Origin of the sequence: Hymenobacter mucosus (genome assembly GCF_900188255.1) — a bacterium.
In the GTDB taxonomy this organism is placed as follows: domain Bacteria; phylum Bacteroidota; class Bacteroidia; order Cytophagales; family Hymenobacteraceae; genus Hymenobacter; species Hymenobacter mucosus.
Genome location: NZ_FZNS01000001.1, coordinates 486,708 through 506,853 on the forward strand (window position 1 = coordinate 486,708; position 20,146 = coordinate 506,853).

General features: G+C 53.4%; 17 protein-coding genes. 8 read left to right on the forward strand and 9 right to left on the reverse strand.

Annotated elements, in window-relative coordinates; all coding sequences use genetic code 11:
• Positions 1-86: 86 nt before the first annotated feature.
• The 4 genes from CHB83_RS02100 to xerD all read right to left on the reverse strand — a co-directional run bounded on the left by CHB83_RS02100 (position 87) and on the right by xerD (position 6,760).
• Positions 87-731, reverse strand: coding sequence for a LolA family protein (locus CHB83_RS02100; RefSeq protein ID WP_045687529.1), 645 nt, complete (start codon positions 729-731; stop codon positions 87-89).
• Between the two features lie 111 nt (positions 732-842).
• Positions 843-3,863, reverse strand: a complete 3,021-nt coding sequence (locus CHB83_RS02105) for an FtsK/SpoIIIE family DNA translocase (protein WP_089331499.1) — start codon at positions 3,861-3,863, stop codon at positions 843-845.
• 141 nt (positions 3,864-4,004) lie between these two features.
• On the reverse strand, positions 4,005-5,735 hold the full coding sequence (locus CHB83_RS02110; protein ID WP_089331500.1) for a DUF6044 family protein: 1,731 nt from the start codon (positions 5,733-5,735) through the stop codon (positions 4,005-4,007).
• A 122-nt stretch (positions 5,736-5,857) separates the two neighbouring features.
• Complete coding sequence (gene xerD, locus CHB83_RS02115) at positions 5,858-6,760, reverse strand: site-specific tyrosine recombinase XerD (RefSeq protein WP_045687531.1); 903 nt, start codon at positions 6,758-6,760, stop codon at positions 5,858-5,860.
• 232 nt (positions 6,761-6,992) lie between these two features.
• Between xerD and aroQ the strand changes: the two genes are divergently transcribed.
• The 6 genes from aroQ to CHB83_RS02145 all read left to right on the forward strand — a co-directional run bounded on the left by aroQ (position 6,993) and on the right by CHB83_RS02145 (position 12,657).
• A complete protein-coding gene (gene aroQ, locus CHB83_RS02120) occupies positions 6,993-7,439 on the forward strand; it encodes a type II 3-dehydroquinate dehydratase (RefSeq protein ID WP_089331501.1) in 447 nt (148 codons plus the stop codon).
• Between the two features lie 227 nt (positions 7,440-7,666).
• Positions 7,667-8,734, forward strand: a complete 1,068-nt coding sequence (locus CHB83_RS02125) for an aminotransferase class V-fold PLP-dependent enzyme (RefSeq protein WP_089331502.1) — start codon at positions 7,667-7,669, stop codon at positions 8,732-8,734.
• A gap of 116 nt (positions 8,735-8,850) precedes the next feature.
• Entirely contained in the window at positions 8,851-9,411 is a 561-nt protein-coding gene (locus CHB83_RS02130) for a MarC family protein (protein ID WP_045687534.1), read from the forward strand.
• A gap of 102 nt (positions 9,412-9,513) precedes the next feature.
• A complete protein-coding gene (gene rnhA, locus CHB83_RS02135; protein ID WP_089331503.1) occupies positions 9,514-9,981 on the forward strand; it encodes a ribonuclease HI in 468 nt (155 codons plus the stop codon).
• A 127-nt stretch (positions 9,982-10,108) separates the two neighbouring features.
• Positions 10,109-11,899, forward strand: coding sequence for a hypothetical protein (locus tag CHB83_RS23460; protein WP_143436967.1), 1,791 nt, complete (start codon positions 10,109-10,111; stop codon positions 11,897-11,899).
• Between the two features lie 35 nt (positions 11,900-11,934).
• Positions 11,935-12,657: a tRNA1(Val) (adenine(37)-N6)-methyltransferase gene (locus CHB83_RS02145; RefSeq protein WP_089331505.1), complete on the forward strand. Its 723-nt coding sequence runs from the start codon at positions 11,935-11,937 to the stop codon at positions 12,655-12,657.
• A 13-nt stretch (positions 12,658-12,670) separates the two neighbouring features.
• On the opposite strand, the gene CHB83_RS02150 is transcribed toward CHB83_RS02145, so the two are convergent.
• A complete protein-coding gene (locus tag CHB83_RS02150) occupies positions 12,671-14,311 on the reverse strand; it encodes an AMP-binding protein (protein ID WP_089331506.1) in 1,641 nt (546 codons plus the stop codon).
• Between the two features lie 562 nt (positions 14,312-14,873).
• Positions 14,874-16,229: a saccharopine dehydrogenase C-terminal domain-containing protein gene (locus CHB83_RS02155; protein ID WP_089331507.1), complete on the reverse strand. Its 1,356-nt coding sequence runs from the start codon at positions 16,227-16,229 to the stop codon at positions 14,874-14,876.
• Positions 16,230-16,424: 195 nt separating this feature from the next.
• Between CHB83_RS02155 and CHB83_RS02160 the strand changes: the two genes are divergently transcribed.
• Positions 16,425-16,922, forward strand: coding sequence for a cytidine deaminase (locus CHB83_RS02160; RefSeq protein WP_045687538.1), 498 nt, complete (start codon positions 16,425-16,427; stop codon positions 16,920-16,922).
• A gap of 127 nt (positions 16,923-17,049) precedes the next feature.
• On the forward strand, positions 17,050-17,718 hold the full coding sequence (locus tag CHB83_RS02165) for an alpha/beta hydrolase (protein ID WP_089331508.1): 669 nt from the start codon (positions 17,050-17,052) through the stop codon (positions 17,716-17,718).
• A 67-nt stretch (positions 17,719-17,785) separates the two neighbouring features.
• Here CHB83_RS02165 and CHB83_RS02170 read toward each other — a convergent pair whose 3' ends face one another.
• From CHB83_RS02170 to ubiE, 3 genes are read right to left on the reverse strand one after another with little or no spacing between them, the layout of a single operon-like run.
• Positions 17,786-18,535, reverse strand: coding sequence for an SDR family NAD(P)-dependent oxidoreductase (locus tag CHB83_RS02170; RefSeq protein ID WP_045687540.1), 750 nt, complete (start codon positions 18,533-18,535; stop codon positions 17,786-17,788).
• A 12-nt stretch (positions 18,536-18,547) separates the two neighbouring features.
• The gene (gene porT, locus CHB83_RS02175; RefSeq protein WP_052695021.1) at positions 18,548-19,369 is read right to left on the reverse strand and encodes a type IX secretion/gliding motility protein PorT/SprT; all 822 of its coding nucleotides are present in this window, start codon (positions 19,367-19,369) and stop codon (positions 18,548-18,550) included.
• Positions 19,318-20,046 (reverse strand): bifunctional demethylmenaquinone methyltransferase/2-methoxy-6-polyprenyl-1,4-benzoquinol methylase UbiE, encoded by a 729-nt coding sequence (gene ubiE / locus CHB83_RS02180; protein ID WP_045687541.1) that lies wholly within the window; start codon positions 20,044-20,046, stop codon positions 19,318-19,320. The genes porT and ubiE overlap by 52 nt, the downstream gene beginning before the upstream one ends.
• Between the last annotated feature and the right edge of the window lie 100 nt (positions 20,047-20,146).

A 20,146-nucleotide genomic window follows, 5' to 3' on the forward strand; every position in this document is an offset into this window, starting at 1 on the left:
AGCACTACTCTACGACCAACGCACACCGGCCCGCCCCTGCATTGATGCAAGAGCGGGCCGGTCAGAATGGCAGCACTGCTGGGCGTCTAGCGCAGGTCAATCACCTTAACGCCCTTGTACTTGTTTTTATCGAAGGTGAAGGTGGTAGCGTCAACCGGAGGGTTGGGTTGGAACTTGCTAATCTTATAGGTGTAGCGGTTACCGTTCTTCTTGAACATCTGCCAGCTTTTCACCGATTTATCAGCCTTACTTACTTTCAGGCGCACCTTATATACCGGGTTGGAGCGGTCTTCCGGGGAAAGCTCGATAACGTCTACCAGCTCTCCGCCTTCCTTGGCTTCCTGCACGTAAGAGTACTTATAGCCCTTTTTGTACAGGGTATAGATCTGGGAAGGAGAAATTTCCTGGTCTTCGGGCTCGTAGTCGGAAATGTTCACTTCATTTTCAGCCCGCATGTAAGTCCACAGAGTCTGGCCGTTGTTGATGACCTCCTGGCCACTCATCTTTAGGCGAAACTTCTGCCCACTCACCGTAATATCACCGCTCAAATTTTCCTTCACCTTAGCCGCATCGTTTTCGAGGGTTTGAGTAAAGGTAGCCTTGAAGGCCTTCAACGCCTGGTATTTGGCGCTCATCTGGTCCAGAATCTTACCGGCTTTCGGATCCTGCTGCGCCAAGGCAGCCGTCGAAACCGATACAGAAACGGCAAGCAGAGTGAGAAACTTTTTCATTAGGTAGTAGAGAGGTGTGTTGGAGTAGTACTCAGTGAGACGCGCAAAGCGCAACTTTGTTTAAACAATTGCCAGCGAAATTATGTCCCGCTTGGCTGGTACTACTTGCTGCTATTTAGGCAAGCTATTCAACAACTGTTCCAAACTATATTCGTCAGGAATCAAAACCTCCCGGGCCTTGCTTCCTTCGAATGGCCCTACGATACCAGCGTGTTCTAGTTGGTCGATGAGGCGGCCCGCACGGTTGTAGCCCAATTTAAGACGGCGCTGCAGCAGCGAGGTGCTACCCTGCTGGTGCGTAACGATGACGCGGGCGGCTTCCTCAAACATAGCGTCGCGCTGGCTGGGGTCCATATCTTCGGCGTCGCCGTTGCCACCGCCACTTTCGCCTACTACTTCGGGTAGCTGGTAAGCGTCGGGGTACCCTTGCTGCTCTCCTACGAAGTCACACAAGCTGTCTACCTCCGGCGTGTCAATGAAGGCACACTGCACCCGAATAATATCGGAGCCCTGGGAAATCAGCATGTCGCCCTGCCCTACTAGCTGGTCGGCCCCGCCGGCATCCAGGATGGTCCGGGAATCGATTTTGCTGGTTACTTTAAAGGAAATTCGGCAGGGGAAGTTGGCCTTGATAATACCCGTAATAACGTTTACGGAGGGGCGCTGCGTGGCAACAATGAGGTGAATACCGATGGCACGAGCCAACTGAGCCAGGCGTGCAATAGGCGTTTCGACTTCCTTACCAGCCGTCATCATCAAATCGGCCAGCTCGTCAATCACTAGTACAATGAAAGGCATGTAACGGTGCCCCTTTTTGGGGTTGAGGCGGCGCTCCACAAATTTGCGGTTGTACTCCTTAAGGTTGCGGCAGCCAGCGTCTTTCAGCAAATCGTAGCGCCGGTCCATCTCCATGCATAAGGAGTTGAGCGTGTTCACTACCTTCTTGGTATCAGTAATGATGGGCTCGTCGGAGTCGGGGAGTTTGGCGAGGAAGTGACGCTCAATTTTATTGAAGATGCTTAGTTCCACCTTCTTAGGATCGACAAGCACAAACTTGAGCTGGGAAGGATGGCGCTTGTAGAGCAGAGAAGCCAGAATCACGTTCAGCCCTACCGATTTACCTTGGCCCGTAGCACCGGCCATCAGCAAGTGGGGCATTTTGGCCAAGTCGACCACGAACACCTCGTTGGTAATGGTGCGGCCAAAGGCAATGGGCAAGTCCATTTCGGTGTGCACAAACTTGTCGGTATTGAATACCGAGCGGATGCTCACCATTTCTTTTTTCGTGTTTGGCACCTCAATACCAATGGTACCCTTGCCCGGAATAGGCGCAATAATACGGATACCGAGTGCGGCAAGGCTTAGGGCAATGTCATCTTCCAGGCTCTTGATCTTGGAGATGCGCACCCCAGCATCGGGCACAATCTCGTAGAGCGTGACGGTAGGGCCGATGGTAGCCTTGATGCTGGCGATGTTGATGCCATAATGGCCCAGCGTTTCTACAATCCGGTCCTTATTGGCCTCTAGTTCCTCCTTGGTTACCTGCGCCTTGGCAGGACCATAGTCGTTTAGTAGGTCAAGGGTAGGATACTGGTAGCGGGGCAGGTCGAGGGTAGGGTCGTACTCGCCGGTTGGCATGGCCTCCGCATCTTCATCCTCCTGTGCAATGACGGCCATATCTGCCCCAGCTGCGGGGTCCAGTTCGTGGGCTGTGGCCTCGGGCGCCGTGGCATCTTCTACCTCAAACGACAAGCCGGATGCTACCGACGGAGCTGCGGGCACAACGGGTGCTACCGGTGCTTTTGCTACTGGTAAGGGAGTGGCATCATCCACCAAGTCAGCCATGGACAAAGGCGTGGGTACGCGAGCCGGCACTGGGGGAGCAACCTCCAGGGCAGGTGCTTCCACGGAGAAGCTGGGTCCGCTGGCTGGCACCCCAGCAGTAGTGGCCGGAGCTACCGCACCTGCTAGGGCGGCCCCGGCGGCAGGAGCTACGCTCAGCGGCACTGTGGCCGCTGCCAAGCCCCCAGCACCAACCGCAGCGGCGGCAGATGCCGTAGCCGCTACCGGCGCTGCAACACTAAATGCTGGACTAGGTGAGGCAACCGGGCCAGTGCGCTGGGGCTGTGGCAAGTCTTCCTGGGCTGGTTCTTCCGCTACGGCAGGGCGAGCGGCTAGAGGCCCCACCCGCTTGAGCGTGATGCCCAGCGAATCATCTTTCTCTTTTACTTCCTCCTCTTCAAAAGAAGGCACAGGACGAGCTACGCGGTTGGCCGCGGCCGTGGAAGCACCGAAAGCCGGAGCCGGAGTCACTTCCTCTTCGTCGTCATCCTCTTCTCCCGCGCTGCGGCGCAGGTTCAGGTTGAGGCTGGTAACGTTGAAGAAGAACACCACAAAGGAGATAAGCAGGAAGGCCAGCAGCAGCACGGTTCCCCACCCAATGAGACTATTGAGCAACGAAGCCGTTTCGTAGCCAATACCACCGCACAGGAAATCGAGGCTGTGGGCCAAGGCGGGGTCAGCATCGGGGCTTTGGATAGTGAGCACCACGTAGCCGAGCAATACGCTCAGCCAGATCATAGTGAACAGGCTTAGACTCAGCACATACGAAAAGGACACGCCCGCTCGTCGGAAGACAATCTTGTAGCCTAGGAAGAACACAATGGGAATAACGGCGAAGGCTGCCACCCCAAATCCTTTGTAGATGAGGGTTTGAGCCAGCATGGCGCCAAGTAGGCCCAGCCAGTTGCCAGTTTCTTGCCCAGATTCTCTTACTGGCGTACTCCCCACGGTTTCTACCACGCTTTGGTCAGCATGGCCCGTGAAGAGGAATGACAGGAAGGCAATGGTCAGGTAGATGGACCCAATCAGGAAGAAGAAGCCGAGGAAGAGTTGGAACCGTCGGTCGCGCAGAAAGCTAAACAACCCGCCCAGCTGAAACTGGGGAAGTTGCAGGGGCTTGCGGGGCGCTTTGGGCACCGGGGCAGCCTTTGCTTCATTACGACGAGGTTCGCGCGCGGGGGCCTCCGCCGGACGGGGCTGGTTACGCACCGGGCGCGGTTCTGTGGGCCGGGGCTCGTTGGAGCGGCCGGGAGCCGTGTTGGGTTGTTGCTTGTAGGTATTTTTAGCCATTCTCACGCACCAAAGCACCAAATCTAGACAATTATGTGATGTGCTGATGGGATGATGTGCTAACGTGGTGATTTAGTGAATTGGTACGAATGTGCACTATCAGCTTGTAGCATTGCATTCGACCTATACTCACCCCCTCCCCTATTGCACCTCGTAGACCCATATATGCCAGTAGGCACCCGCCATGGCATAGTCCCCGGCCAGCCGCAGACCACTCCGGGCTGGGGTAGCAAGCCGGGCAGCCGAAAGCACGTAGCGCCCACCCAGCTTCCGGAAAGCAGCGGCGTTGAACCGCCACTCCCGAATGATGCGCATGGGTACGGCTCCTACCCGGAAGTTCTTACCTAACTCTGCAGAAAACAAGTAGCATCGATTGCCCCACGCATCAAAGTAGGTAGCAAGGGTGGGGCTTCGAGCCAACTCATCGGCAATAAGGGGACGGAACTGGCGCTTATAGGTCAGGGGGTAGTTGTTAAGGTACGCGTCTAGTGTGTAGAACCCATTGAGGGAAGCCACCGCCGGCGGTAGGCCCAAGCTAGCCACCCGATACTGCGCTGGCTCCAACCCAGTACGCGCCTTGACATCGGCTTGAATGCGTTGGAATAGTGCGGGCGCTATGTAGGCCGCATAAGAAGGCTCATTGGCGGGCGCACGGCCCGCCAGGTATCGCAGATTGATAACCCATTCGGTGTTCATAGCCAGCCCGATTAGCAGCTGTAAGCCTACTACAGACCACCGCGCGGCAGCGGACGGTAGGTGGCGTAAACTCAGCACCAGCACAACAAACCAGAGTAAGGGTGTCAGAAAGTGAAACCGGGAAAGGTTGAACGTACGCAGCAAAGGAAGCTGCTTCTGCACCGCTCCCATTAGCTGAGGGTAAAAGCCACAGAACACGGCCGTCAGGCCTAGCACTACTAGAAGGAAGCTTAGTTCTCTAACCAGGGGGTAACGACGAGGCGACGGCGTGACCCATACTGCTAGGCCAGCTGCCAGCACTGGCGCGGCCCGCAGGAAAAGGCCAGCGTGGTACTGGCCCAGCAAAAAGTAGCGGGCACTAGCCAGAATTCCTGCCCCTACCCCTCCGGGAGTTAGCCGGGCGTAGTCGAACTCTACTCGGTGAGGTACAAATTGCCGCTCTATCAGCAGAGAGTAAAGCAGAGGGTATTCCACTACGGCATACAGGAGCGCCATGCTCGCAAGCCCAGCCACAGCCCGCCACGCCACGCGGCCACTCCGAACCGCATCGATACCTAGCACTGCTGCGCCACCCAGCAGCACAAAAGCCCCCGCTAACACCAGATTCGACCAGAGGGGAAAGAGCACCAGAGGCAGCAAGTGCAGCCAACTTGCGCCGGGCCGCCGCAACTGCAGCAGTGCCAGCAGCACCCACGGCTGCCCTAGCACGGATATTCCGTACATGGAATACAGGGGTAGTATAGCCCAGGCTAAGGCGAGAAGTGCTGCTAGCCCCCGTTGTGCTGGTTTCGGCAGGCCATATTGCCGCACTAGCCTGTACATTCCTAGCAGCGCTACCAACCGCACCAAGAGCTGATTGAGCAGGTAAGCGGTCAGCGGCTCGAAGCTGTTAAACAACAAAACCGTGAGGCTTAAGCCGGGCCGTAGCGCATTGCGAGGCACCCCGTTCATCAAGGCCGGCACTACCGTGGACGCGTGGTAGTCGAGGGCCGTACCCGAACGGGTGAGCAACCAGGGCAACACTACTTCCGTGTCTAAGTTATCGTCGAGAGTGACGTAGCTAGCGGAGCCAAGCCAGAGGTAAGGAGCGTGAAAAAGCAATACGGCCACCACTGCCCATAGCAGAGGCAACACCCGGCGGCGCACTGGCACAGGGCGCTCTATAACATCAGGCATCAATGAAACGCAGCATAAGGAAGCGCAAAGGTAGGTAGTAGCACCGCCGGGTTACTAGCCTGCCCTGGACGACAGGACGAGTACTCCAGCAGTGTAAGGCGCGCCCACGCCTGCTTTGGGCGTTAGCTGCGCGGGTGAAACTCCGTAATCACCTGTCGTAGGTAGTCCCGGTCGAGGTGGGTGTAGATTTCCGTGGTCGTGATGCTTTCGTGGCCCAGCATTTCCTGCACGGCCCGCAAGTCAGCACCTCCTTCTATCAGGTGGGTAGCAAAGCTGTGCCGAAATGTGTGCGGGCTGATGGTCTTGCGGATGCCTGCCCGGTCGGCGGCGGCCTTGATGATGTGAAACACCATCACGCGGGATAACTTGGTACCCCGCTTGTTTAAAAACACGATGTCTTCGTGCCCTGGCTTAATATCGAGGTGAGCCCGTATGCCTTGCAGGTAAAACCCAAGGTGCTTGAGGGCGTCGCGACCAATGGGCACGAGGCGTTCCTTGTTGCCTTTACCCGTTACACGCACAAAGCCCTGGTCGGCGTACAAATTAGAGAGGCGCAGTTCCGTTAGTTCACTCACGCGCAGGCCGGAGCTATACAGCACCTCCAGGATGGCTCGATTGCGCGTGCCCTCGGGCGTGCTTAGGTCAATAGCACTTAGTAGCTGCTCTATTTCGGGGTAGCTGAGCGTATCAGGAAGCTTGCGGCCGGTTTTGGGCGTTTCTAGCGTATCGGTAGGGTCCAGCGTGAGCAGGTCCTCCATGATGAGGTAGTTGTAGAAGGCTTTGATACCTGAGAGCGTGCGCGCCTGCGAGGTGGCCGTCATGCCCAGCCCACCAAGCCACGAGAGAAAGTCGCGCAGGATGCGGGTCGTGACTTGTTGGGGGGAGGCCGGCAGCTTTTCCAGCTCTAGGTACTGGCGCAGCTTCTGCACGTCGCGCACATAGGCCTCCACGGAGTTAGCGGAAAGAGACTTTTCGAGCTGCAAGTACCCCTCGAACTGTTTGATGCTGATAGACCAGGTAGACATGCGGGCAAAGATAGCCGTACTACTCCCCCTTCAAGCCGTATTGGGCTTTTCGTTCTGCTACCGGTACGTGCTCGTTGGCCATTGCGCCTGCGGAAAGCAGCCGAACTAGCGGATAGCTGGTTTTTTAGCCAGGCCGCCAGCGGCTTACGTCATTTGTTCACCATTTTGTCAGAACAATACCTAGTATTGGTCTTTTTAGCTAGTACATCTCTCCGCGCTCTTCTTTGTTCTCATGCAAATCCTCCTCCTCAACGGCCCCAATCTGAATTTGCTGGGCCGCCGCGAACCAGGCATCTACGGCACGCGTTCCTTTGACGACTACCTGCCCGAATTGCGGGAAGCTTTTCCGCAGTTTGAGCTAGCCTACTTTCAAAGTAACCACGAGGGCGAGCTGATTGACAAACTGCACGAAGTGGGCTTCACCTACCATGGCATTGTGCTGAATGCCGGCGGCTACACGCACACCAGCGTAGCCCTTGCCGATGCCATAGTCGCAATTAGCTCACCGGTAGTAGAAGTTCATCTGAGCAACCTGCATGCCCGCGAGGAGTTCCGCCAGAAAAGCCTCGTTGGCCGCAACTGTGTGGGTAGCATCAGCGGCTTCAAGCTCGACAGCTACAAGCTAGCGCTCCATTACTTCGACGGCTTGCGCCCGCGGCGGGTGGGGTTCAAGGTGTAACGCACTGCCATGGCACCTGTGCCTGTGGCAGTGCCGGCTACCGTGCTCCAAACGGCTTAGAGCAACAGCAGCAGTTTCTAAGACGGAAACCGTGGTGTTCAGCGTTAGGGGGTAGCTAGCGCTGCACCGCTGAGTATTCTTTCATGTCACTTTCTTGCAGTAGCGCCGCTGCCCCTGCGGCTAGCGTCCTACCTTTGTGCTTCCATTTCCTGTAGCCTTCTCTTTCTATGTATACGTTCAATCCCGGCCCTTCCCAAGTATATCCGCAAGTGCGTCAGTACCTGCTTGATTCCTTTGACCAGGGCTGGCTTTCTGCCCAACACCGGGGCGAGCGGTTTGTGCAGCTCATGCGCGAAACCATCACGGAGCTGAAAAATAAGCTCAACATTCCGCAGGACTACACCATCTTCTTCATGAGCTCGGCCACCGAGTGCTGGGAAGTATTAGTGCAAAGCCTCACTCCTACCAAGAGCTTCCACTTGTACAATGGTGCTTTTGGCGAGAAGTGGCTGGACTATGCTAAAGCCCAGCGCCCAGCATCTACGGGCGTGCAGTTTGGCATTGATGAGCTACCCAATTTGCAGAATCTGCCGGGCCTTGATGAGGAAACCGACCTTGTCTGCATCACGCAAAACGAAACAAGTACGGCCACCCAGCTCCGCGACGGCGCCGTACTCAACATCTACAACCGCCTACCAGGCAATGCCCTTCTGGCCGTAGATGCCACGTCCTCCATGGCAGGCATTCAACTGAAGTACATCAAGGGAGATATTTGGTACGCCTCGGTGCAGAAATGCTTTGGCCTACCCGCAGGCCTGTCCGTTATGTTGCTCTCACCGCGAGCCATAGAGCGCATGCGCAAAATCAACGAGCGGGCGCATTACAACTCGCTCACGGCCCAGTACGAGAAGATGCTTAACTTCCAAACTACCCACACCCCCAACGTGCTGGGTATCTATCTGCTGAACCGCATCATCCACGACCGTCCCGCCATCAAAGTCACCCACCAGCACCTTGTGGATCGGGCCACCAAACTCTACGACTACTTCGACCAAGCAACCCAACTTACCCCTCTCATCACAAATCCAGAAGCCCGCTCTACCACCGTCATTGGCCTGAAAGCCCCGGCTCCGCTCATTGACGAAGTAAAGCGCCGGGCTTTGGCTCAGGGCCTGCAACTGGGTAGTGGCTACGGCAACTGGAAACCTACCAGCTTGCGCATTGCCAACTTCCCAGCCATTCCCGATGCAGCTTTTGAGCAGCTGGTGCAGTTTTTCGCCCGCGAGTTTGCGTAACGGATAGTTTAACTGAGGAGGTAGTCTAGTTGGTAGTTAGCAGAGTATAGTAGCCTGTCGACTACCAACTAGACTATCTCCTACCTGCGCTATAGTTTCTTCCTCACCTACCCCCAATGTTTAGCCTCAAGGAAATATTCTCCGTCACGCTCACGCTGTTTGCTGTCATTGATATTTTGGGTTCAATACCTATTATCATCCAAATTCGACAGCGCGAGGGTAAAATTCACTCCGAAAAAGCCACAATGGTGGCTGGAGTGCTGATGGTCGTATTTTTATTTCTAGGGCAAAGTATTTTATCCCTATTTGGGGTTGATTATCAATCATTTGCCTTGGCTGGCGCGGTTATCATCTTTCTTATCGGGATGGAGATGGTACTAGGAATTGAGCTGTTCAAGCATAACCCGCTCACGTCCTCGGGCTCCATTGTTCCGCTGGCTTTTCCCCTTATTGTGGGTGCCGGCACCATGACAACCCTGCTTTCGTTGCGGGCGGCGTATTCCTTGCCCAACGTGTTGGTGGGTATTGCCCTCAACTTGGTGTTTGTGTATATCGTGTTGAAAGGCAGCGCTTGGATTGAGCGTAAAATTGGCAAAGCTGGAGAGGATATTCTCCGCCGTGTGTTCGGCGTGATTCTACTGGCAATTGCCATCAAGCTGTTTAAATCGAATTTTTAGGTTCTTGCCTTCAGCTCTCGGCACTACTAAGCAGTAGTGCTATTAAGTAGCTGCTTGGCAAGCCCTGTGGGGCGCACGTCCGCCTTAGACCTGTTTCGTAGTATGATTCATTTGTTTACCGACGGCTCCTCCCGGGGCAATCCTGGTCCTGGGGGCTACGGGACCATTCTGCGCTTTGGCCAGCACGAAAAGGAACTCACCCAAGGCTTCCGACTCACGACCAATAACCGCATGGAGTTGCTAGCGGTGATAGTAGGTCTGGAGGCCATCACGCGCCCTGAGCTACCCATTACAGTCGTCACTGACTCAAAATACGTGGTGGACGCGGTAGAGAAGAAATGGGTATTCAACTGGCTCAATAAGCCCGATTTTGGAAAGAAAGCCAACGAGGATTTGTGGCGGCGCTTCGTGAAAGTGTACCGTCAACGGAACGTACAATTTCGTTGGGTACGCGGCCACAATGGACACCCAGAGAACGAGCGGTGCGACCAACTAGCCGTGCGTAGCGCCACGCAGGGCCCTTTGCTTACGGATGAAGGCTACGAGTTGATAGAGGCCCGACGCGCTTAGATACCACTGCCAATTCTACTGAGTCTCATTGAGAGATACTGACCTTATCTATCATAAGATTAAGTAGCTCGGCGGTATTATTTTAGGTTTCGCCAACATCATATAATAGACTTGCTTTTCTATTAGCATGCAACAAACCAAATTTCTGTGGATAACAGGATTAATTTCACTTACTGTTATTAGTGTATATCTTACTTTGTTGCTTCAGTCTCATTCTTACCAAGCATTCCTACGCTTCGCAGATACAGAATATAATAATACATTTTATCACGCTACTCCTTACGTAACAGGCACTACATATTCTATTTTCAGAGCTTTTCTTTCTATCCTATGTATATGCTCCCTATTTGTATTACTACATGCATGCGCAAAGCGAAACACCATCTACACGGAGTTAGCACACTTACGTAAGGAAAGTCGTGCAGCACGCCTTGAGCTATTTATTGCATGGAATAGAACGAGTTATAATCAGCGGCTGATAGCACTTCTCTTGGGCAGCAGCGTGCTAATAGCCAGAATTTTTTATTTTTTCAATTATCCAGTTAGCGATGATGAAATTACATCTTATAATTTCTTCGTCAGTAAAGGCATTACGTACGTTAGTAGTTATTACCCCTTGCCGAATAATCATATACTATACAATAGCATTTGCTGGTTTTTTCATCAACTACATGTCAATTTCTACTGGACTAGCCGCTTACCTACTTTGCTAATTAGCGGAGCGGGCACTTACCTAGTCTATTTATTGCTACTACGCTTTAGCAATTTTACTATTGCCACATGTGCTGTTTTTATATTTTGCTTCTCTCCATATGGCTTAGAGTACGCATTTGTTGGCCGCGGGTATTTTTTATTATTTTGCTTAGCTAGTATCAGCTTCTTCGCTGGTATACAACTGATCTACGAACCAAATAAATACAAGCGTCTTTCTTGGTTTATCATTATAAGTAGCAGTATACTGGGGTTTTATACTGTTCCTACATTCCTGTATCCGTTCTTATCATTACTAGTAATCTTAACAATATCATTTGTAAAGCATAAGCGCAAGAATGACATTCTTAACCTCGCAGTAGCTTGCGCTATCATCGCGCTTTGCGGAACATTACTCTACACTCCTGTTCTAGCAGTTTCTGGTCTACAGTCACTAATCGGCAATAAGTATGTAGCAGCAAAAAATGCACATGAATTTTGGGCAACATTTCTGCCATTTTACTCCTATTCAGAGGGCTTCATTACTGGGCAAGAAAGATTAGGAATTTGGTTTACTGCGTGTCTAATTATCGTTTGTGTTTATGTTCTTCAAACTGAAAAATCCAGCAAGCTTAGGTTACTAGGAATAATATCCTGCGCTTATGTACTGTTACCGTTCTTATTTGTCGTAGCGCAGCGTGTGCTAACTCCAGCCCGAGTTCTATCTTATCGGGTTCTCTTTCTGGCACTTTTGTTTGGAATCTGCTATGATAGATTGAGTAACGTATTATTTCCCTCACGCCGTGTGTGGTTAGTACTCATACCAATAGGCATTTTTCTATATGGGATTTACGGAATATTTCATACGGAGCAACGTATCTATCCGCTGAGGGTAGCGGACCAGCGTATTCATACAGTATATCAACTGCTGCACGCCAAAAACTCACGGCGGATACTAGTGAATTCGCGAGACTATGTGCTACTGCTATATCATTATCTCCATCAGCAAGATCCTTCTATAATTATCAATACTGAGCCGCAGCCGAGCACTGCCTATGAATATGCTGTTATTGACTACGACAAGCACCCTCCAAATTTTGTAGGCCTGTCTGCTAAGGAAGTATATCATGATGGCTATGTGCGCGTCTTCTCTTACCACGTGCAACAGTCAGCAGCACACTTACCTTATCAGCAAATTTTAGAAAAAACCAAATCCGCATATCGGTAGCGGCAACCTTTAGTTCTTCCCTTTTTCTTTTCGGCGTGTCAAACTCCTACTTTCAGTTTAAGCAGTTTCGTATTGAGCAGAGCAACTGCGCTATGAAAGTATGCACTGATGCGTGCGTGCTAGGCGCGGTTGCTGGTTTGGAAGGCGCTTCGCGTATCTTGGACATTGGTACTGGTACCGGCTTGTTGGCGCTTATGGCTGCTCAACGGGCGCCGGGAGCCTGTATTGAGGCAGTGGAACTTGACCCAGCCGCTGCTATCCAAGCGGCAGCTAATTTCAAGGCTTCTCCCTGGACAAACCGGTTGCAACTGCATCCGCAGCCTTTGGCACAGTTTGCAGCTAGTCAACCTCACTCCTTCGACTATATTATCTGCAATCCTCCTTTCTTTCGGGATTCACTTCGCTCACCGAGTGCGCAACGTACTACTGCCCGCCATACGGCAGAAGACACCCTCACCTTTACGGAATTAGCGGCTTTCGCAACCAAATTTCTTACTCCTGAAGGGCAACTTACGGTGCTACTACCTCCCCCAGAGATGGAGCACTTTGTGCACGCCGCAACAGTTTGTGGATTATGGCCTCGCAACAGAATAGTACTTGTACATCGTAGGGGCAGCAAGCCGCAACGGCACATCCTGACGTTTACCCGGCGCCCACGCGAAGTGGCCGAGCGAGTATTGCCAATTAAGGCGGCCGATAGTGATACCTATTCAGAAGAGTTTCAGACGCTGCTTGCTCCGTTTTATCTGCATCTATGACGGTAGCGGGAGCCTAAGCGGTTTTTATGAGCGCCGCATCACTTAGACCCAATTCCTGAACAGAATGTTCGCGCATGATAAACTTCTGGATTTTGCCCGTCACCGTCATAGGGAAGTCATCTACAAATTTCCAATAAGCGGGAATTTTGAAAGTAGCAATGCGCCCCCGGCAGAAGTCACGCAACTCATCGCCCGTTACCGTGCAGCCATCCTTGAGTTTTACCCATGCCATTACCTCTTCGCCATACTTAAAGCTTGGCACTCCAATTACTTGCACATCAAGTACCGCTGGGTGCTGATAGAGAAACTCTTCTACTTCACGCGGGTACACGTTTTCGCCGCCCCGCATAATTAAGTCCTTGATGCGGCCCACGATGTTTACGTATCCGTGCTCAGAGATAGTGGCCAAATCGCCCGTGTGCATCCAGCCGGCGGTGTCAATGGCCGCCCGGGTTGCTTCGGGATTGTTCCAGTAGCCAAGCATAACGGAATAGCCCCGGGTGCATAGCTCGCCGGGCGTACCACAGGGCACTACGTTGCCCGTTTCGGGGTCTACTACCTTCACTTCCAGGTGTGGATGTACGTGGCCCACGGTACTTACCCGCTGCTCTAGTGGGTCGTCGGGGTAGCTTTGCGTTGATACGGGTGAGGTTTCCGTCATTCCATAGCAGATGGTGACGTCGCGCATGTTCATGAGTTGCTGCACCCGCTTCATTACTTCTTCGGGGCAGGGTGAGCCCGCCATTACCCCAGTCCGCAGAGAGGATAAGTCGAAGCTACTGAACGCTGGGTGATCTAACTCGGCTATGAACATAGTGGGCACACCATAGAGTGAGGTGCAACGCTCTTGCTCCACTGTTTGCAAGGTAACCAATGGGTCGAACGCCTCGCCGGGTACTACCATGCAAGCTCCGTGCGATACGCAGGCCAAGTTACCGATAACCATTCCGAAGCAGTGATAGAATGGCACTGGAATGCATACCCTATCTTGCTCCGTATAGCGCAAAGTTTGCCCAATGAAGTAGCCGTTGTTGAGGATGTTATGGTGGGATAGGGTGGCACCTTTAGGGAACCCGGTAGTCCCGCTAGTATATTGAATGTTGATGGGGTCATCGAACTGTAGCGTGGCTTCGCGCTCGGCCAGCAGTTTATTGGGTTGAGCATTGCCGCGGGCGAGCAGGTCGTCCCAGTCATCATCCAGTATCAACACGTATTCTAAAGCCGGGCACTGAGACCGTACCTGCTCCAAAAGAGCTTGGTAGTCCGTCAGACGAAACTTGGCGGCAAGTAGCAGCACGCGGCACCCCGCCTGATTTAAAGCATACTTCAGTTCTTCGGCTCGATATGCCGGGTTAATGTTAACGAGAATGGCGCCCGCCCGCGCCGCGCCAAACTGCGTCACCACCCATTCGTACCGATTGGGCGACCAAATCCCGACCCGTTCTCCAGCTTGCACTCCCAGAGCCAGCAGCCCTTTTGCTAGGGCTCCGGTTTGTTCCCACAGCTCGGCATACGTGGCACGATAGCCCTGCTGGGCTACCACCAAGGCCTCTCGGTCAGGAAAAAGCGTTACTGTGCGGTGGAGGTTTTCACCAATAGTTTCGCCTAGCAATGGCCTAGTGCTCGTGCCACTGAGGTAGGAAGATGTGCGCATGAGAACAGAAGATCAAGACCGACAATGCGTATGTAGCAGACCGAAAGAGTTGAAAGTACAGCCTCAGCCCTGGCTATACCAGCACTGAATCGGAGGTTTTACTATTTCAAACAAACAGCTACTGCGCCTAATCTATTGTCTTGTATTCTGTTGCCAAGCTGAATAGTGGAACCACCAGAGCGTCCGGTAGTGGATGTCTTTTCCCACAAAAAGCGAGTAGCATACTCGTGTGACGTCAGAACTCAATGGCCCTAAAATAAAAGAGCCGCATCCAAAATAGGTGCGGCTCCCGTGCAATAGGTGGTGGCGACGGAGCTGGGTCATATACATTGAGCCAGCGGTAGCATATCTCTAAGCAAGTTGATCTATAACCTCGCATTACGAGCGAGCGAAATGGCAACCCGAAAAGTAGAATTGTGCTTACCACGTAAATATAAGATGATGAAATTGTTTCCCAATCAAAATGGGAATATTATTTCTTGCTTTGCTCATTTTGGGACACTACCCTTACCCCGCACGGTAGTAGCGCATGCACTTCATAAGGTTAGAGAATCTAAAGTGTTTACTGCGTAACAGTTTGCTTGTTTTCTACAAAGTGGATGCCGTACTGAGTAGCTAGCTCGTGCAAGATGGGTTCGTATAACTCGGCGCTGGTAGGAATAACGACTCCACGCTGCGAGACATGTCCTTGCAATAAACGTCGTACGGCTATTCCCACCGGTAAACCAACTGTTTTTGCCATTGCAGTATGAATACTATCATCCCCAAGCACTACTAGGGAAGATGTGTGGTGGTACAGTACACCACCTAACGTGTACCTGAATAAATGCTGCATCACAATCATATCCTGGTCTGTAGGTTCTAGCTGCCATTTCGCCGTAAGTAGCCGCTCCAGTAACTGAGCAGGTTTGGCGTTAGCAAGCCCTACGGGAACGTCGGAGAATATACCTAGCCATGCGAGGCGCTGCATCTCCGGCGAGTCTGGAGCTAAACCTAGGTGCTGGGCCGTACGAGTGGCCAGTGGTAAGGAATGGTCGGCTGCTTGAGGTAGATAGGCCGTTACCAGTTCGGACCAAGTCATGCTGGCCGCGTTGCCAAGATGTACTGCATCGTCGGTGAGCCCCAGCAGCACCAAAGCGTGCCAGGCGGCGCAATAACCTGGGCGGCGCAGCGTACCGCGCAAAATCGTTGGAATGTCGTGGAGGCCGTATGGTGCACGGTAGCTCAGCGAATCACGGTTGGCATAGCCTTCGAACTCCCCGTAAGTAGGAATACATAGAAGCTCTGTGCGAGCAAACAACTGCTGATACGGAATGAAACGGGGCTGTCCGCCCTCCAAGAATTTGGCCGTTCCTTGCCCAGCCAGCACCACATTACGCGGATTCCAGGTGAACTTGTAGCGCCACGGGTTGTCGCCTTCCGAGCCAGGGGCCATCAGCCCGCCGCAGTACGACTTAAAGGACAACAGTTCCCCTCCCTGGGCCCGTACTTCGTCTATTACCTGCATGGCCGACATATGATCGAGGCCAGGATCGAGGCCGCATTCCATTAGTAGGACAAGACCTGCGGCCTGCGCCTGCTCGTGTAAGGCGTTGATTTCTTCACTCGCGTAGCTGGCCGTTACCAAATGACATTGAAAACGCAGGCAGGCGCGTGCCACCAGCGGATGAAAAAGCGCCGGAAGCATCGAAATGACTACCTCGGCCTGCGAAATCAACTCTTCCAGGCGGGCATTGTCTTCTACGGCAAAGGGCACGGCCTGCGCATAGGCCGCGTGAGGAAGTAGCAAGGCGCGCACAGGCGCTGGGTTCACGTCGGCCACAGTTACCTGCCAGCCTTCTGTAGGGGCGTGATGCAACAAGTACTGGAGTAACGAAGAGGCTGAGCGGCCAGCGCCAAGAAGCAGAATACGGGACATAGATGCCGAGGAAGGAGAAATGTCAAACAGGAACCAATAATCGGAAAAACCCAGCAACTGTTGGGCCGCCTACGCGTGCTCCTATCACGCGGTACACAATGCACTCGTGCATCCAAGAAAAAATGGTACATTCACCGCCCCTTTCACTAACCGGGGCCGCCTGTCGGCGCCGGTGCGTTCTTTTTAGCCCCGCCGATGGCCCAACCGCTCCACCTGACTATCACTGTGGAGGTACTGGCTTCCGAAGCCGACCTAACCCCTGCCGAAACTGCCACGTGGCAGGCCGCCCGCGCCGCCACGGACCACGCTTACGCGCCTTACTCGCACTTTCACGTGGGCACGGCCCTCCTACTCGACGATGGCACGCTGTTCCGGGGTACAAACCAGGAAAATGCGGCTTTCCCTTCTGGTCTTTGCGCTGAACGCACTGCCTTGTTTGGACTAGCCGCCACCCAGCCTGAACGCCGTATCCTGGGCATGGCCGTAGCCGCCCGTCCCGCCAACGGTGAGTTTGTTGCGGTAACGTCCTGCGGCGCTTGCCGACAAGTGATGGCCGAATACGAACACCGCCAGCGCCAAGCTATTCCGCTACTGCTACAGGGCCCAAACGGTAGCATCTACCGATTCAAGTCGCTCTCTGATTTGCTACCCTTGGGTTTCACTCCTGACGACCTCCCCTCGCCTAATCAATAACCATAGGAAGCACAGCTCTTGTGCGGTTTCCTTGGCACCAAGGCTCACCTGTGCTAGTTGGCACTCTGGTGTACGCACCTTTTGCTGCAGTCCAGCTTGACTTTTCTTTCTCGCTTTTACCTTCCTAATGGCGGCTCAGGAGCATCATTTTTCCGTTACACGTACGGCCCGATACTATCAACTGGGAGAATTATCAGCGGCTACCAAGCGGGTATGGTTTGTATGCCACGGATACGGTCAGTTGGCAGCGTACTTCATCCGTCACTTTGCCCATCTTACCGCAGCTGACCCGGAGTTGGTAGTCATTGCTCCCGAAGGCTTATCGCGCTTCTACCTCCAAGGAACCGGCGGACGCGTGGGTGCTAGTTGGATGACGAAGGAAGACCGCCTAACGGAAATAGAGGATTACGTGGCTTACTTAAACCAACTGACCACGGCCACCCTCCCCCTAGCGGCAGCTACTGTACAGGTTACAGTATTGGGCTTTTCGCAAGGTGCTGCCACGGTGGGGCGTTGGCTGGCTCATGCCTCATTCCGTCCTGCGCATCTCGTGCTTTGGGCCGGGGCTTTCCCACCAGATATGGAGCCTTTTACTGCTTCTCGATTGCTAGAGCAACTGCCCGTAACACTGGTCTGCGGCACCGATGATGCGTACGTTTCTACCACCGACTTAGAGCAGCAATACGCCTATCTTTCCAAGGTAGGCACAACGCCTATTGTTATCCGCTTTTCCGGGTCCCATACCCTAGATGCCGACATTTTGCTGCGCCTCCAAGCAATGGAGAAAGCTCTTTAACACCGAAAAGCCCCGCCATCGTTTAAACGATGGCGGGGCTTTTCTACATGGTGTGTGCAAGCACCAGCTACTCCTTGCGAATGGTAGCGGCTGCGCCTTGCGCAGCCGGCAGGATAAGTACCTCAGCAATGTTTACATGGGCTGGGCGCGTTACCATGAATTCAATCAGGTCGGCTACGTCGCTAGCTCGTAGCGGCTCAAACCCTTTGTATACCGTGGCAGCCCGTTCCTTGTCGCCTTTGAAGCGCACCTCGGAAAACTCGGTTTCTACAGCTCCTGGATTTACTTCCGCTACCCGAATGTGCTGGGGCAGCAAGTCTAGCCGCATGCCTTTCGTAAGGGCTGCTACTGCAGCTTTGGAAGCACAATAGACGTTCCCATTGGCGTAGGTTTCGTGCCCGGCAATAGAGCCAATGTTGATGATGTGTCCCGTCTTGCGGCGCGTCATAGATGGAAGCACTGCCCGGCTTACGTACAACAAGCCTTTCACATTGCCGTCGAGCATATCATCCCAGTCTTGGGGGTTGCCTTCTTGAATAGGCGATAAGCCGTGGGCGTTACCAGCATTGTTGATGAGGACATCAATATCCTGGAAAGCAGCCGGTAGGGTTTGTACTGCCGCGTCTACGGCAGCCCGATCTCGCACGTCGAAGGTGAGCAAGTGGGTAGGAACGTCCCCCAACTCCTGTACCAAGGCCTCCAGCCGCTCGCGCCTACGACCCGTGAGCACCAGTTGGAAACCCGCGCGACCCAGCGCTACTGCTGTGGCCCATCCAATTCCGGAAGAGGCGCCAGTGATAAAAGCGGTTTTACGCATGACAACGCAGACCTAACGGCCCGAATAAATATTTAAGTACAACGTTACGGTGTTGCTCTTCATGCTCTGAAGGCTTCGGCTGTATACGTCCGTACCAGGTTCCAGGAGGTTTTTCAGGCCGTGTGAAAACCGCAGTTCCGGCGAGAACTTAAAGAACGGGTAGAACAGATCCAGCCCTACCCCATACTCGACAGCAAAGTCGGAACTAGCGGCCCGCAGCAGGTTCACTTCCGGGTCTTTGCGGCGGTTACCGATGTTAAAATTTGGGTTTACCCCGCCCACTAAGTACACCCTAGTGTTACGCCGACGCTGTGATTTGAGCTTAAGCAGCAGCGGCATATTCACTTGCGTAGCGCCAATTTCTTGGGTGGTGATTTCCTCTGGGTCAGAAGGATACTGCGTGGTATTTTGTGAGTAGCCATACGGCTTAAACTCAATACGTCGCGTCATGAAGCTTACCCCAGGGGCAAAGTTGAAGCTGAGGTAGTCCGCTAGCCGAACATCAGCCAAAAAGCCCACCGTGAACCCAGGACTGATGATAGAGTTAGCCGAAACCCCTTGGCTTGGATACCCCGGAGCTTGCTCAATCTTATAGCGCGAGAAGTTCGGTGCTACGTGCATGCCGAGGTGCAGCGCCCGGCTGTCGTACCCCGGAAGGTTTTCGGTTGTTACTGATTTTACTTGTCCATTTTTTCCTCTGCTGGCGCTACTACGACTTTTCTTTTGCGCCTCGGCTGCAAAAGGAATAGTAGCAGCTGCTAATGCCAGCAGAGCCAGCCGGCCTACTTTTGCGCGGTATAGATGGAGCTGATGCCGAACGTGAGGGGTTGCCATGCGGGAGTAGTAAAGCCAACCTTTCGCAGAATAGCCAGAAAATCGGGCCCGTCGGGAAAGGCCTGCACCGATTCGGGCAGGTAGGTATAGGCGGAATTGTCTTTGGAAATCAGTTTACCAAACACCGGCAAGATGCGCCGGAAGTAAAAATTGTATGCTTGTTTGAGCGGGAAAGCCGTAGGCTTCGAAAACTCCAGCACCACCAGCTTGCCACCAGGCCGCAAAACGCGGCGCATTTCGCTGAGGCCTTTTTCTAGGTTCTCAAAGTTGCGCACGCCAAACGAAGCCGTCACCGCGTCGAAGTGGTTGTCAGGAAATGGCAAGTTTTCCGAATCGCCCAGCTCCAGCTGAATACGGTTAGCAAGGCCTTTTTCCTGGAGCTTGCGGCGACCTACTTCCAGCATACCTTCCGAAATATCCACGCCTGTTACGTGGGCATCGGGGGAAGCAGCACGCAGCGTTTCAATGGCGAAATCCGCCGTGCCGGTAGCAATATCTAAAATGCGAGCGGGCCGGAGTTGCTTTAGCTCTCCCACAGCCTTGCGCCGCCAGTAGATGTCAGTACCAACGCTAAGGAAGTGATTCAGAAAGTCATACTTCCCAGCAATGCTGTTGAACATGTGTGCCACCTGCGACTTCTTGTCGGCGGTGTCATCTTTGTAGGGTACTACGGCCATAGTGCTTAGTGCGAAGAACGGCAAAACAAAGGCAAAATTGCCTTTTGATAACGCCAACCTCCGCATTATGTTGAAAAAAAACGGGCCGGACTTGAGGTCC